This is a genomic window from Acinetobacter sp. CIP 101934, assembly GCF_000369585.1.
Taxonomy (GTDB): domain Bacteria; phylum Pseudomonadota; class Gammaproteobacteria; order Pseudomonadales; family Moraxellaceae; genus Acinetobacter; species Acinetobacter schindleri.
The window spans coordinates 420,045-434,874 of the sequence record NZ_KB850094.1 but is presented as its reverse complement, the minus strand read 5'-3'; the positions used below and the strand labels follow the sequence as shown (position 1 = coordinate 434,874).

16 protein-coding genes and 5 tRNA genes are annotated in these 14,830 nt (G+C 44.2%); all 21 read right to left on the bottom strand.

Translation table 11 applies throughout. From position 1 onward, the window contains the following. Window positions 1-53 precede the first annotated feature (53 nt). The gene (gene rplL / locus F899_RS02580; protein WP_004813560.1) at window positions 54-422 is read right to left on the bottom strand and encodes a 50S ribosomal protein L7/L12; all 369 of its coding nucleotides are present in this window, start codon (window positions 420-422) and stop codon (window positions 54-56) included. A gap of 48 nt (window positions 423-470) precedes the next feature. Further along, window positions 471-977 (bottom strand): 50S ribosomal protein L10, encoded by a 507-nt coding sequence (gene rplJ / locus F899_RS02575; protein WP_004813562.1) that lies wholly within the window; start codon window positions 975-977, stop codon window positions 471-473. Window positions 978-1,275: 298 nt separating this feature from the next. Next, window positions 1,276-1,971 (bottom strand): 50S ribosomal protein L1, encoded by a 696-nt coding sequence (gene rplA, locus F899_RS02570; RefSeq protein ID WP_004813564.1) that lies wholly within the window; start codon window positions 1,969-1,971, stop codon window positions 1,276-1,278. A 3-nt stretch (window positions 1,972-1,974) separates the two neighbouring features. Beyond that, window positions 1,975-2,403 carry a 50S ribosomal protein L11 gene (gene rplK / locus F899_RS02565; RefSeq protein WP_004813566.1) on the bottom strand — a complete coding sequence of 143 codons (429 nt, stop codon included), beginning with the start codon at window positions 2,401-2,403 and terminating at the stop codon, window positions 1,975-1,977. 118 nt (window positions 2,404-2,521) lie between these two features. Further along, complete coding sequence (gene nusG / locus F899_RS02560) at window positions 2,522-3,055, bottom strand: transcription termination/antitermination protein NusG (protein ID WP_004813568.1); 534 nt, start codon at window positions 3,053-3,055, stop codon at window positions 2,522-2,524. A gap of 7 nt (window positions 3,056-3,062) precedes the next feature. Next, window positions 3,063-3,503: a preprotein translocase subunit SecE gene (secE, locus tag F899_RS02555; RefSeq protein WP_005220709.1), complete on the bottom strand. Its 441-nt coding sequence runs from the start codon at window positions 3,501-3,503 to the stop codon at window positions 3,063-3,065. A gap of 78 nt (window positions 3,504-3,581) precedes the next feature. Further along, window positions 3,582-3,657 (bottom strand) — tRNA-Trp (locus tag F899_RS02550). A gap of 49 nt (window positions 3,658-3,706) precedes the next feature. Continuing rightward, window positions 3,707-4,897 carry an elongation factor Tu gene (gene tuf, locus F899_RS02545; RefSeq protein ID WP_004811166.1) on the bottom strand — a complete coding sequence of 397 codons (1,191 nt, stop codon included), beginning with the start codon at window positions 4,895-4,897 and terminating at the stop codon, window positions 3,707-3,709. Between the two features lie 151 nt (window positions 4,898-5,048). Further along, window positions 5,049-5,123: transfer RNA gene (locus tag F899_RS02540), tRNA-Thr, on the bottom strand. 17 nt (window positions 5,124-5,140) lie between these two features. Next, a tRNA-Gly gene (locus F899_RS02535) sits at window positions 5,141-5,216 on the bottom strand. Window positions 5,217-5,254: 38 nt separating this feature from the next. Then, window positions 5,255-5,338 (bottom strand) — tRNA-Tyr (locus F899_RS02530). 56 nt (window positions 5,339-5,394) lie between these two features. Further along, a tRNA-Thr gene (locus tag F899_RS02525) sits at window positions 5,395-5,470 on the bottom strand. Window positions 5,471-5,568: 98 nt separating this feature from the next. Beyond that, window positions 5,569-7,062 carry an anthranilate synthase component I gene (gene trpE / locus F899_RS02520; RefSeq protein WP_004813574.1) on the bottom strand — a complete coding sequence of 498 codons (1,494 nt, stop codon included), beginning with the start codon at window positions 7,060-7,062 and terminating at the stop codon, window positions 5,569-5,571. 108 nt (window positions 7,063-7,170) lie between these two features. Next, window positions 7,171-7,839 (bottom strand): phosphoglycolate phosphatase, encoded by a 669-nt coding sequence (locus F899_RS02515; RefSeq protein WP_004813576.1) that lies wholly within the window; start codon window positions 7,837-7,839, stop codon window positions 7,171-7,173. 82 nt (window positions 7,840-7,921) lie between these two features. Beyond that, window positions 7,922-8,575, bottom strand: coding sequence for an FHA domain-containing protein (locus tag F899_RS02510; protein WP_004813578.1), 654 nt, complete (start codon window positions 8,573-8,575; stop codon window positions 7,922-7,924). A gap of 64 nt (window positions 8,576-8,639) precedes the next feature. Continuing rightward, window positions 8,640-10,892, bottom strand: coding sequence for a type II secretion system secretin GspD (gene gspD, locus F899_RS02505; RefSeq protein WP_004813581.1), 2,253 nt, complete (start codon window positions 10,890-10,892; stop codon window positions 8,640-8,642). A 38-nt stretch (window positions 10,893-10,930) separates the two neighbouring features. Next, complete coding sequence (locus F899_RS02500) at window positions 10,931-11,797, bottom strand: type II secretion system protein N (RefSeq protein ID WP_004813583.1); 867 nt, start codon at window positions 11,795-11,797, stop codon at window positions 10,931-10,933. Beyond that, entirely contained in the window at window positions 11,797-12,540 is a 744-nt protein-coding gene (gspN, locus tag F899_RS02495) for a type II secretion system protein N (RefSeq protein WP_004890585.1), read from the bottom strand. Before gspN ends, F899_RS02500 begins: the two co-directional genes overlap by 1 nt. Window positions 12,541-12,724: 184 nt before the next feature. Next, on the bottom strand, window positions 12,725-13,051 hold the full coding sequence (locus F899_RS02490) for an H-NS histone family protein (RefSeq protein WP_026056799.1): 327 nt from the start codon (window positions 13,049-13,051) through the stop codon (window positions 12,725-12,727). A gap of 142 nt (window positions 13,052-13,193) precedes the next feature. Further along, complete coding sequence (locus F899_RS02485) at window positions 13,194-13,622, bottom strand: acyl-CoA thioesterase (protein ID WP_005220703.1); 429 nt, start codon at window positions 13,620-13,622, stop codon at window positions 13,194-13,196. A 10-nt stretch (window positions 13,623-13,632) separates the two neighbouring features. Beyond that, window positions 13,633-14,826, bottom strand: a complete 1,194-nt coding sequence (locus F899_RS02480) for a heme biosynthesis HemY N-terminal domain-containing protein (protein WP_005220701.1) — start codon at window positions 14,824-14,826, stop codon at window positions 13,633-13,635. Window positions 14,827-14,830: the final 4 nt, after the last annotated feature.

Here is a 14,830-nt window from a genome sequence, read left to right as displayed (position 1 = left end):
GCCATCAGCCAATTTTTGGAGCCGATTATAAAAAAACCGACTCCCTTAAGAAATTACTTAAGAGTAACTGTAGCACCAGCTTCTTCAAGTTTCTTCTTAAGCTCTTCGCCTTCTTCTTTAGAAACGCCTTCTTTAAGAACAGCAGGTGCGCCTTCAACCATGTCTTTAGCTTCTTTCAAGCCAAGGCCAGTAGCTTCACGAACTGCTTTAATTACAGCAACTTTGTTCGCACCGAAAGAAGTCAACTCAACGTTGAATTCTGATTGTTCTTCAGCAGCAGCAGCAGCGCCTGGAGCAGCAGCAACAGCTACAGCAGCAGCAGATACGTTGAATTTCTCTTCGAAAGCAGAGATTAGTTCAACAAGTTCAAGAACAGTTTTTTCTGCAACTGCGTTTAGGATTTCTTCGTTAGTTAAAGCCATGAGAATAACTCCAAATGGAAATTGAATGGTGTGGAAATAAATTTAAGCTTAAGCAGCTTCTGACTCGTTTTTCTCTTTGAGCGCAGTAATAAGGCGACCCAATTTCGAAATAGGAGCTTGAAGAACGTTTGCAAGCATAGTAAGCGCTTTTTCTTGGTTCGGAAGATTCGCAATCACGCTAACTTCAGCACCTTGATAAACCTTGCCATCAAATGCAGCAGCTTTAAGTTCAAATGCTTTGTTAGTTTTTGCGAATTCTTCGAACAAGCGTGCAGCTGCACCCATGTCGTCTTCAGAAGTCGAGAAAGCTAAGATTGTTGGGCCAACAAGGTTGTCGTTCAAGATATTGAATTGAGTATCTTGAAGAGCACGTTTAGCCAAAGTGTTACGCACGATACGTGTGTGAACACCTAGTTTACGAGCTTCAACACGTAGAGCAGTTAACTGCTCAACTGTTAAACCTTGGTAGTCAGCAACAACAGCGGCAAATGCAGTAGAAGCAACTTCAGCAACTTCAGCTACGATCTGTTTTTTGCCTTCAATAAGAAGAGCCATTGTAAAACCTCCTAACGGTGATTTATGTACTTCAAAGAAGTACACTCCCAATTCGCAAGTCCATCACTGGACCTACACGCGGAGGATGAACAAATCACACCACCGCGTCTACGCAGGCTGGACTATTAAGAGAAGAGCATAAAACTCCCCTCGCCTGAGGTCTTTGACGCTGATAAATTCTCATTTATCAATTCAAAGTCTGCCTAAGTTCACAAGAGACGGAGCGTTTCTTGCGTGAAAATCAAAGCAGCGCTTTGATTTTCACTCAGGGCTTTAAAATTCTGTATAAGTTTAAAACTTATTTAGAAACGTTTTGAACATCAACGATCAGACCAGGACCCATAGTAGAGCTTAGAGTGATCTTTTGGATGTAAATACCTTTAGAAGTAGCAGGTTTTGCTTTCTTAAGGTCAGCTACAAGAGCTTCAACGTTTTGACGAACAGCTTCAGCAGAGAAACCTACTTGACCGATCGCAGCGTGGATGATACCCGCTTTATCTACACGGTAACGTGCTTGACCAGCTTTTGCATTTTTAACTGCAGTAGCAACGTCAGGAGTTACAGTACCCACTTTAGGGTTTGGCATTAAGCCACGTGGACCAAGAATCGTACCAAGTTTACCTACAACGCGCATTGCATCTGGAGCAGCAATAACTACGTCGAAATCAAGGTTACCCGCTTGGATGCTTTCAGCAAGATCGTCGAAACCAACAACGTCTGCGCCTTCAGCTTTAGCAGCTTCTGCAGCAGCGCCTTGAGCGAATACAGCTACACGTACAGTTTTACCAGTACCTGCAGGAAGAGTAGTCGCGCCACGAACAACCTGATCAGATTTACGAGGGTCAACACCTAGATTAACAGCGATATCCAAAGATTCTTTGAATTTCGCAGCTGGAAGGTTAGTAAGAACTTCTACAGCTTCTTCTAAAGTGTAAACTTTTTGCGCTTCAATAGCAGCAGCAATGGCTTTTTGACGTTTAGTTAACTTTGCCATGTCTTATAGCTCCACTTCCAAGCCCATAGAACGTGCAGAACCAGCGATGGTACGAACACGTGCGTCTAAATCAGCACCAGTAAGATCTGGTTCTTTAGTAGTCGCAATTTCTTCTAACTGAGCACGAGTCAACTTACCAACTTTAGTTTTGTTAGGTACAGCTGAACCTTTTTGGATACCAGCAGCTTTCTTAAGAAGAATCGCAGCAGGTGGAGTTTTCATGATGAAAGTGAACGACTTGTCGTTGTACACAGTGATCACTACTGGGATTGGCAGACCAGCTTCAAGCTTTTGAGTAGCAGCGTTGAATTCTTTACAGAATGCCATGATGTTAACACCACGTTGACCCAGTGCAGGACCAATCGGTGGAGATGGATTCGCTTTACCAGCTGGAACTTGCAGCTTGATATAGCCGTCAATCTTCTTAGCCATTTCAAATTACCTCTGGGTGCAAACGCCGCTAGGCTCCCCAATGATTCTACGTAACGATAACCGTTACAACAACAATGCCCGATCCTTCAACAAATCGGGCGTTTTCAACCAATACCGATTAGATTGTTTTTTCGACTTGGCGAAATTCCAATTCAACCTGAGTTGGTCGGTTAAATACGTTGATTGTCAGCGTTAAGCGTGACTTTTCGTACTGAACCTCTTCCACCACACCTTTAAAGTCTGTGAATGGACCGTCAATTACGAGTAATTCTTCGCCTGGTTCAAACATCGTCTTAGGACGAGGTGCTTCACCAGTATTGCGTACACGCGCAAGAATCGCATCAGCTTCTTTTTGCGTAATTGGTGCCGGCTTTTCTGCCGTACCCCCAATGAAACCTAATACTTTTGGACATTCTTTAACAATGTGCCAGGTTTCATCGTTCATTTCCATTTCGACCAATACATAGCCTGGGAAGAACTTACGCTCTGATTTACGTTTCTTGCCATCCTTCATTTCCACTACTTCTTCAGTAGGGACCAGGACTTCACCAAAGCTATCGGCAACAGCGCTACGCTGGATTCGATCATTAAGCGAACGCATCACTTGTTTTTCATAACCAGAATAGGCATGAATAATGTACCAACGTTTCATAGCTCTCTTACCCGATAATAAACTTCATTAACCAGCCTAATACGTAGTCAAAACACCATAAAACAACGGCTGCAATGACAACAACAACAAGAACATGCCATGAGGTGGTCACTGTCTCTTGTTTGGTAGGCCAGGTCACTCGACGGAGCTCAATTCGTGCGTCTTTCAGCAGTCGAACAAAGCCTTTGCCTTGATGGGTGGCGTATAATAAACCTAAAGCGCCCACGATACAAGCCAAAATCACCCCAACACGAACCCAAATATCATTCGCCGGTGCCCAGTACGCTGGCAAATATTGATTTACCATCATTGCACCCACCAATAAAATCAAGGCGATAACCCATAGAACAATGTCCAATGGAGAACCAGTTTTTACATCTACAGCAGAATTATTTCTTTGGGGAATTGCCGCGCCGCTCATTGCGTCACGTGATTTATCATTCGACATTTTTGTACTCGTCGTAGGTTTCGCGACTTATTATATGACTAGATTTGCCGACATCAAGCGTCTTTTAAGAAAAAATGATGGCAGGTCAGGAGGGACTCGAACCCCCAACATTCGGTTTTGGAGACCGACGCTCTACCAATTGAACTACTGACCTTCAAAAAGACAGACTGGAGCCGGGGCTCCAGTCAATATCTTATACTATATTATGCAGTAACGCGAGATACTACACCAGCACCCACTGTACGACCACCTTCACGGATCGCGAAGCGTAAGCCTGCGTCCATTGCGATTGGGTGGATCAGCTCTACTGACATCTCAACGTTGTCACCAGGCATAACCATTTCAACGCCTTCTTTAAGCGCGATCGCACCAGTTACGTCAGTTGTACGGAAGTAGAACTGTGGACGGTAACCGTTAAGGAATGGAGTATGACGTCCACCTTCTTCTTTAGAAAGTACGTATACTTCTGCGTCGAATTTAGTGTGCGGCTTGATTGTACCTGGTTTAGCAAGTACTTGACCACGTTGTACGTCTTCACGCTTAGTACCACGAAGAAGAACACCACAGTTCTCGCCCGCACGACCTTCGTCAAGAAGTTTACGGAACATTTCAACGCCAGTTACAGTTGTTGTTTGTGTATCACGGATACCAACGATTTCAACTGACTCACCAACTTTAACAATACCAGTCTCAACACGGCCAGTTACTACTGTACCACGACCTGAGATTGAGAATACGTCTTCGATTGGCATCAAGAATGCCTGGTCGATTGCACGTTCTGGTTCTGGGATGTAAGAGTCAAGCGCTTCAACAAGAGCTTCAACTGCAGCTTCGCCATATTGACCAGCGTCACCGTTAAGCGCAAGAAGAGCTGAACCACGGATAACTGGAGTGTCATCACCTGGGAAGTCGTAAGTAGAAAGAAGTTCACGAACTTCCATTTCAACTAGCTCAAGAAGCTCTTCGTCGTCTACAAGGTCGCATTTGTTCAAGAATACAACGATGTAAGGTACACCTACCTGACGAGAAAGAAGGATGTGTTCACGAGTTTGTGGCATTGGACCATCAGTCGCAGCACATACAAGGATCGCGCCGTCCATCTGAGCAGCACCAGTGATCATGTTTTTAACATAATCGGCGTGGCCCGGGCAGTCTACGTGAGCGTAGTGACGAGTTGGAGAATCGTATTCTACGTGAGAAGTGTTAATGGTAATACCACGTGCTTTTTCTTCTGGTGCAGAGTCAATTGCAGCGTAATCTTTCGCTTCACCACCGAATTTCTTCGCACATACAGTTGCAATCGCAGCTGTTAAAGTTGTTTTACCATGGTCAACGTGACCAATTGTGCCCACGTTAACGTGTGGCTTATTACGTTCAAACTTAGCCTTAGCCATGTTCATCTTCCTCGTTTACGTCGAACACAATTCTGAGTAAAACTCAGCTCCGACATATCGCCTAAAAAAATCAAACGCCCAATACTTGAAAAGCAGACTAAATAGCCTGCTTTTGGAATCTTTTGCAACAATGTTGCGATAAACTGTAATCTGGAGCTCTTATCGAGATTTGAACTCGAGACCTCTCCCTTACCAAGGGAGTGCTCTACCACTGAGCTATAAGAGCAAATATTAGTACTTCAATGGAGCGGGAGACGAGGGTCGAACTCGCGACATGTAGCTTGGAAGGCTACCGCTCTACCAACTGAGCTACTCCCGCACGATGTTGGTACAAACCACTTATTGAAGTCTTAAAATTGGTGGTGAGGGAAGGATTCGAACCTTCGAAACTTTCGTAGCGGAGTTACAGTCCGCCCCCTTTGACCGCTCGGGAACCTCACCATTTTTTACACTTACATCAGTGCTGTTCTTTACTCTACACTAGAAACTCTCTAAGATGGTGCCGGCACACGGATTCGAACTGTGGACCTACTGATTACAAGTCAGTTGCTCTACCAACTGAGCTATGCCGGCGTTTCTTAGTGTTTCGTACGTTTCGTATCGGAACGGTGTGCAGTTTAGCAAAACTCAGAAACCATGCAAGTGTTTTTTTCAAAAAAAACGTCAAAAACTCATAAAATCAAACCATTTGATGATAATTCAACCGCTTTGATCACTGCGCGAGCTTTTATTTGGGTTTCATTCCACTCAGATTCAGGATTTGAGTCAGCAACCAGCCCTGCTCCGGCCTGAACATAGACCTTATTTTCACGAATGACACAGGTACGAATCGCAATCGACATGTCCATTTCGCCGTGCCAGCCTAAATAACCAACAGCACCACCGAAAATTCCACGTTTTACCGGCTCAACTTCGTCAATAATTTCCATGGCACGAATTTTTGGTGCACCAGAAAGCGTGCCTGCCGGGAATGTTGCTTTAAAAACATCCAATGCATCTACATCATCACGCACTTCACCTTGTACATTCGAGACAATGTGCATGACATGCGAATAACGTTCGATCACCATTTGATCAGTCACTTGCACTTTACCGATTTTTGACACCCGACCAACATCATTTCGGCCCAGATCAATCAGCATTAAATGCTCGGCAATCTCTTTTTCATCAGAAAGCAGATCTTTTTCTAATGCCAGATCTTCTTCTTTGGTCTTGCCACGCGGACGAGTCCCTGCCAGGGGACGCACAGTAGCAATCCCATTTTCCAAACGAGATAAAATCTCAGGTGAAGAACCTACAATATGGAATGGTGTCTTGTTTTCTAAGGTCTGCCCTTGCACCAAGAACAGGTAGGGTGATGGGTTAAGGTGGCGTAACGCACGATAGACCTGTAGAGGCTCTCCATCAAAATCAGAGACCATACGGTGACCGGGTACTACCTGCATCACATCACCAGCACGGATGTACTCTTTCACTTTTTCAATAGAAGCAAGGAAGTTGTCATGCCCGGTTAATGACTCAAAATGCGGTGGAGTATGTTTTTCTGCTTTCAGACTGATTGGTGTTGCCAGAATATTTTCCAATTCATTTAATTTTTCATGTGCTTTTTCATATGCATTAGCATCATTCGTATCGGCATGCACAATCAAAAACAAGGTATCTTTGAGGTTATCAAATACGATCACTGTTTTAGACAGCATCATCCAGATATCTGGCAAACCTACTGGATCGGCTTCAGGGACATTATTCAGCTTTGGCTCGATATAACGTACCGAGTCATAGCCAAAGTAACCGACCAGACCACCAGTAAAACTTGGTAAAGCAGGTAAGTCTGCTTGAGTCGGCACTTTAAACTGCGCCTGAAAGTCGCGAATGTATTGGAAGGGGTCTGAACAGTGCTGCTTTGCAATCGAGCCATCGGCATGTTGTACCGTCAGTTCACCTGCGTTACAGGAGAACACGGTAGATTCACCCAAACCGATGATTGAATAACGCGCCCAGTTCTCCCCCCCCTCAACCGATTCAAACAGATAAGCCTGTTGATGCTGTTTAAGGCGAGCAAAAATAGAAAGGGGCGTATCAGTATCGGCCAAGCGCTGACGGTAAACGGGAATCAGGTTATAGCCTTGCGCAGCAAGTTGCTGGAATTGTGCTTGAGTGGTCATTCGGTTTTTCTCTTTAAATTAGGGTTACTCAGTGTGTAAATAGAATTGGACTGAGCGACGCCATCGAAAAACCTTAGAACTATTCATTTTAATTCCCTAATACCCTAATTAAGCCAGCAGTTCACGTAGATCATCCACAATCTCCTGAGGATGGCTGTCTGCTATATTCTCACCATGATTATAGCCATAGCTGACTACAATACAATCTATACCGGCACGGCGTGCAGCTTCGACATCATTCACCGAGTCGCCAATCATCAGCACCTGCTCTTTGCTGACAGCATAATGCTCGACACAATGCAGCAATTGACGCGGATCCGGCTTACGCTCGGTAAAACGGTCACCACCAATAGTGTCATCAAAATACTTCGCCATATCCAAAATATCTAAAATACTGCGTGCAGGCTGTTCGGGCTTATTGGTCACACAAATGAGCTTTTTACCTTGTGCTTTACCCCATTGTAGAAATTCAATAATGCCCGGAAATGGTACGGTATCGACACATGGATCAGCATTGTAGACTTCCAGGAAAGTATTTAGTAATTCCTGATGCTGTGCTGGATCCAAACTTCCAGTCAGGTGCAGTAGTACGCTTTCACAAAACTTCGAACTACCTTTGCCAATCCAGACTCGTACCTGTTCTTCAGTCACAAAAGGCAGTTGCAGCACATTTAAGCTCATATTCATGGCACGATACAGGTCAGAAGCCGAATCCACCAAGGTGCCATCCAGATCAAATAAAATCAGCTCACGTTTATCCAGTTGTGCTATAGACATTTCCACTCTCTTTATCTTTATTCATCACACAGCCACAAAAAAAGCATGCGATTGCATGCCTTGATTGTAACCAATACTTGGCTTATTTAAAGAATAGCCAAGCCATAATTGCTAAAATCACAATAACAATTAAAGAAATCAAACCGACTGAAGCATTTTTTTGCTGTTCCTTCATTTCTTCTACACGAGAAACAGGTTGCTCAACAGGAATTGGTGTTGGTTCAGGTTTAACCGCAGATAAATCTATACCTTCAGGAATTGGCGCCGGTTTTGGAATACCGACGTTAGTTGGCATACCATCACGAGTCAACTGAACTTCAGCATCACGTTCTTTTAGCTCTGGTATACCCTGATCATTCATCTGATGGGCAGCAGTCTTCTCAGCAGCCTCTTCAATAATACGTTCAGCTGTCTGTTCTAGTTCAGGTTCGACGATGACTTCTTGTGCTGGCTCAAGCACAGAAAATTTCAGGCTAGCAAACTGTACGATATCACCCTGTTTCAGCAATGCTTCTGAATCAATGCGCATATCATTGACAAAAGTACCATTTGAAGAACCCAGGTCTTGTACCCACAGTGCATCTTCCTTCAGCAAAAAGGCAGCATGCTTACGCGAGATTTCTGCAGCCTGCAACACAATATCTGCTGCCTGATGACGACCCACCAGCATGTCACGGTCAATGCTAATTTCCTGTCCTGTCAGATCGCCAGTAATGGCTTGAATTTTCCAAGTCATAACATCCACTTCTCTTTTATTCTGTTACGTTGATCATAACATGCTGTTTGCAACCACCGCACCTCTAGCTTTTCGGACGCAACGTCGTGGTTGTCACTGTATTTCGGGTTTTTTCTACATTTTGTACTGGTTGCACAGATTGCTGTTGCACTACAGGTTCAATTGCAACTGGCGTAGTGACTACTGCCACCGGCTGTGAGGCTACAGGTGCAGTTGGTACAGTTTGGTAATTCGACCCTAGGGATGTTTTAGAAACAGGGAGACGTTGTTGATATACATCATCCAGGTTTTCTGGCAGTTTGGCAAAATTACCATCCGAATCTAGCGCCAATTGCAAGCTATACAGCTGACTATAGCGCTGCTGGGAAATTTTACGTACTTCATTTTTATCCCCCACAATCGTTGGGTGAATAAAAATCAGCAGGTTACGCTTCTGATTGGATTTACCTTCTGAGCGGAATAAACGCCCCAAACCAGGGATTGCACCCAAACCCGGTACCGCCTGACGACCGTAGCTGGTGTTATCTGAAATCAGACCACCGAGCACAATGGTTTGACCATGTTCAGCCAGAATTGAAGTTTTGATCGCACGTTTACTGGTGACCAGATCTGATGCCTGCCCCTTATCACGTGCAACTGCAGAAACTTCCTGCTCGACTTCCAGACGTACGGTTCCATTTTCACCAATATGCGGAATGACTTTTAGTGTCACACCTACATCTTTACGTTCAATGGTGGTATAGGGGTTGGCAACACCTGCCGCACCCGTAGAAACTGAACCTGTTACAAATGGAACGTTTTCACCCACTACGATATAGGCTTCTTCATTGTCCATGGTCACAATCGATGGCGTAGACAATAGATTCGACTTCGTGGTTTCTTTAAGTGCCTGAATCAATGCACCATAGAGCTTTCGGGAACCATCACTGCCTTCACGATAATCACCTATCACGAGTGAGGTCCCTGTACCAATTGCACTGCCTGCCCCTGCTGCACCACCGGTCAGATAGCCGGCAGCAATATTTTTCAGGCTGGCACCAAAGTTATCAAAGTTAATCAGACCAATACCGCTACTCAGATCACCAAGTGCCCATTGCACACCCAACTGGTCAGCATCCGTACCTTCCACTTCCATAATCGCGGCTTCAATTAACACCTGCTGACGACGCGTATCCAGCTGATTAATCGCCGACTCGATTTCGCGCATCAGTTGTGGATCAGCCTTCACTACCAATGAATTCTGGGTCGCATCAGCAATAATACTGACACCATTGGCATTAAAACTGGTAATTCCTTGCTGGTTATTTCCTAATCCTGAATTTAGCTGAATCCCGGAAGTAGAGCCTTCCTGAGACATATTGGATGCAGAACTGTTATTACCCAGTGTATTCAGTGAAGTTCCTGCGGAGCTGTTCTCTGAAGAAGAGCTCGAACGCCCCTGAGCCTGCCCAGCAACCAGTCCTTGCAAAATTTCAGCCAGGTTTTTGGCACTGGCATATTTCAGGCGAAAGACTTTTAGCCCCCCTAAACGATCCGCTGCAGGCACATCCAGCGTTTCAATAATTTGGCGAATACGCTTACGGGTTGAGGTATCGCCCTTGATGATAATCCGGTTGGTCCGCTGATCTGCCATAACTCGTACACGTGAGCCTTTGAGATCCTTGGCAGCACCTGTAGCTGTCATGGACTCAATCAGGCCAATCATTTCCTCAGCCTGACTCGACTGCAAGGTAATGGCTTCCAGATCATTTTGACCGGTACCATCCAGATTACGCACAATCGTTTCCAACTGGTAAATATTGCTAGCGCGATCGGAAACAATCAGGGCGTTGGTTCCCGGTACAGCTGCCAGATGCGCGAACTGTGGCATTAGTGGGCGTAGTGCTGGAATCAGGTCATTCGGATTGGTATTTTCCAGCCAGATTACCCGGGTCACAATCTGGTCACCAGTCGCACGGTTACGGGCATCATACGGAATACCGGAGTTCTTGACGTTATTGTCTGGCACCAGTTTGATGGTATTCCCGGACGGGATCGCCACGACACCATTAACATTCAAGACGCCAAGAAACAGATCATAGACTTCAGCCCGGTTTAATGCCCGGTTTGAAATGACTGTGACATTGCCGCGCACCCTTGGATCAACGGCAAAATTTTTCCCCGTAATATCGGCTACTTCATTAATAAAAGCAGCCAGGTCTGCATCACGCAGATTGATTTTCCAGGTCTGCGCATAAGTTGCGGTACTGACCATAGCCACCAGAGGTGCGGCAACACAAAGCGCCCATGCTGATCGATTATTATTAAATAAAGCCATAAACCTAAATGCTTCCCAACCCTATATGTGATGACACATCACTTTAAATCCTGTTGAATGGTCATCACCTGATCACCACGTTTAATTTCAAGTTTTACCTGGCCCTGCTGTCGTGCCTGTTCCAGTAACTGCACTTCAGATTGTCCTGCAGTGACGGTTTGACCATTCAGGGATACAATCCGGTCGCCGGGTCTGAGACCGAGACGGTTACGCAGCACTGCCGGAGTTCGCGAAGTGACTTCATAACCCCCTTCACCTGCAGAAACTCCCATATTTTCCAGATACTGTTCGCGGTTTTCATTCATCTGCTGAATCGCGCGACCAATCTCATTCTGCGGTGAAGCAGGCTCATTTGTTGGCTGATTCGCTGATCCACCCCAATTTGAGGATGACGATGAACGCCCACTTTTCTGCTCATTATTCTGCCAAGGCTGATTTAAGCCATTTTCCAAGCCCTTAAAGAAAACTTCCTTACTCGCACCATTTTGCTGACGAATGATCACCCGATCCCAGTACACTTCAGCCAGCTCATAGCCGCTATTACCCAAGCTCTCGCCAACACGATAGCGATCGACCTGATCATTCAGCTTCAATACTGCTGAAGACAAATAGCTTGGACTGGCAACCATCACCCCTTGTAACAGAATATTGGAGACTTCCGCACTTGCCGCACTTTGTCCAGTTTCCTGAAATAAGGCGAAAGAGCTGATATTCGGAATCCGTGACTGCTGTGAGCCCAACTCTACACGTTCTACTTGTAGGGCTTGAGGCGGTGCAACGACCAGCCAGAATAGGGCTGCCAGTTTCCAGCACAGATACAGAATCAGTAAAACTAAAAGTGCGGGTGCTGCTTTATTAAACGTCTGTAGATCCAGCTGTTTAAATTTATCTATATTGATGGCCATCAGTTTAGGCCTCCCATCAACGGCTGACGGGTGCTGATGACATAAGTGTCCAGTCCAGCTTTACCTTCATAGGAAGGAACATTCAGTAACATACGCTGTGTCAGTTGCACATTCAGCATCAGATCGGGATCAAGTTCAATATTCAGCATTTTCTGATCACGACTATCGCGAACATCTAGCAATAATTTACCTGACTCATCTGCCAGCTTCCCGGCAAGAACAGGAACACTCATCCGCTCTTGACGCTGTGCAAAGGTATAGATCAATTCTCCCCCGGTCCAATTCAACTGACCACTCACATCACTAAAGCCATTTTGTTTCTTATATTTAAAATCGAGCTGCTTAAATTGAATTGCATTGGTTGGCCATTGCCAGTCTGCCAGATTTTTCAAGGTTTCTGGTGCGACCTGTCCTTCCAGATTCCTGGCGACTAACGTTTTGGTCAGACCGTAAGCCATTACACCGGCAAGTTTAGTATTGCCGCTATGTACTTCCACATTTGCCCCGAGACGCAATAATAGCAAATCCAATGGACGGACCTGCCAGTTGAGGCTGCCACGCAATTGACCTTTTTTCCAGTCAGCACTCCCCTGCCAGATATTGCCACTGACGTTATGCAGTACCTGATTATTTTTATAAAATTTTGAAATCAGCCAGGCAGCCGGCACCTGCAAAACCACAAAAATAAAAAAGGCGACTATGGCCAGAATTAACCATTTGAAAGTTTTCGGTTTACTGCTCATCCCACCCCAACCAATCCATCAATTTCAGTTCCTGGTTATGATTCTTTTCTTAATATAAGTACATTATGCATACTTTTTTCACCACGCCAATTGATGGGCATAAAAAAACCAAGCAATGATGCTTGGTTAAAGATATATAGATCATTTCCATGACTGACCTATGACAACATTCACAGTCAAATCTTTAGATCAGAAAATCTTCCAGCTTGGCACCTTGTTCCAGTTCTGCAACCAGCCAGCGTGGCTGTTTACCACGACCTGTCCAGGTTTCTTCCGGATTTGCTTTACTGCGGTAACGTGGTTCTACAGTCTTGCGAGATGATTTCTTGCGCTTAGAGGCACCGAACTCGAGCAACTGTTCAATGCTCATACCTACTTTTTCTGCAATGCTTAATACCTGATTATAAGCATCTTCGATTTCCTGGTCTTTTTTAGACGCAATTAATGCTTCAGCTTCAGCTTGTAAACGCTTTAACTCTTCAACTGATAAATTCGTAATGTCTGGCATCACTCTCTCCATAAAAATAATATTATTCGTTTTATAAATAACTTTTTCATAATATTTAGATTAAATAAAATATTCAATAAAAAAATTTGAACGGATAACAACAAATAATAAAATTAATTACAAAATTAAATAATTTTCTCGTATTTTAAACTGTATGTTCAACCGTATTTTCTAAATTTCTTATTATTTGCTGTACATCTTCAGAAATTGGCATTTTTTGCATGCTATTTTTATTTATACAAACCAGAACCGCTTCAGAAATTGCCACTATACTTTGCTGCTGCTCACTCCATAATAAATAACTCATACGAAATGAGGTAGTGCCTATATCTTCAATACGCACACCGATTTTAAGTTGATCCGGATAAACCACAGGCTTTAAATAGCGACATTGATTCGTAGCCACAACAGTTAATAATGGACCAACCAGTATATTTAATCGATCCAGATAAGCCAGTCGGGCACTTTCAATATAACGGTAATACACCGCATTATTAACATGACCAAAGGCATCCATATCACCCCAAGCCACGCGTTGCTCAAAAATCACTGGATACTGCGCAAGTGATTCCATATATTATCCCCTATATTCTTGTATCAATAAAATTGGCATTTGATTCAAACACCTGATTCAGTTGTTGTTGTAACTCATCCTGCCCCTGCAAGGCAGATTTAATGCGCAGATAACTCATACGCACATCATCTGGATAGAGTGCAAGCAGTTGCTGGGCTTCCTCTACTCGACCCGCAGCTTGCAGTACATGCCATTTGGCAAATGTTAAGACCGGCACTGCTGTATATTTTTCTTCCCACAATGAAATTTGCTGGTTAATAATTTCATAATCAGGATTTTGTCGAAGTAATTGTTGCTGAAACCATAAATAAAATACGTCCTGATTAAATTGCTGTTCCAATAAATGCACTGCTAGCGCTTCATGCTCGGCACTCATTTCAGGCATTTTAAATAACAACTTCAGCCACAATATTTTGACGGTATAGTCACGTGTAAATATTTCTTCGCTTAAGTCGATATAGCGCTGTTGCAAGTATTTTAAATCTTCCTGATCCGCCTGTTCAAAAGCCAGTAATAATTGTTCTAGCCAAAGTGTTTTAGTATTTTGCTCTAAATGACCATATTGAGTTGATCTTAAATACAACCAGGGAAATTTCAAGGCAAATTGTCCCCATAATTTGGTTAATCGCTGCTCATAAGCTGATTTAACTTTAAACAGCCACGGGGATAATTCATGCTGATTTAAGAATTCAAGATGGGTTAATGCCTGCTGACCGTCCTGTTGCGATAAGTACACTTCAATACGCTGTAATTCAGCCAGTTCAAATGCCATCGGATTGGACTGATTTAAAGATTTCAAGGCCTCATCAAAATCTTGCTGCCCCCAAGACAAACGTGCATGAATAATATCTTTTAATAATCCAGACTGGACAAAAGACTGCTGAATAAAATCACGTTGATCCTGTGAGGCATTGAGCAGCCACACCACTGCCAGCTGTTCATAAGGATGTAAATGATGAAAACTGAAAACGCGCTGTTTTTTGCGCTGCTCGCGATTCAGATAACGCGTAACCGCATACCACAGCATATGCATGACAAAGCTGATCGTAACCAGTAGCGCTGCCAGTATCCATAGACTGGTCTGTACCTGCCAGTTACGCCAGTACAGATAGACATACCCTGGTCCGTGACCGTAACTGAGTAGACTTAAAGCCGCAATACCGAGCAGACTGACAAATAAATAGGCAAGCAGAATCTGTTTCATAAGC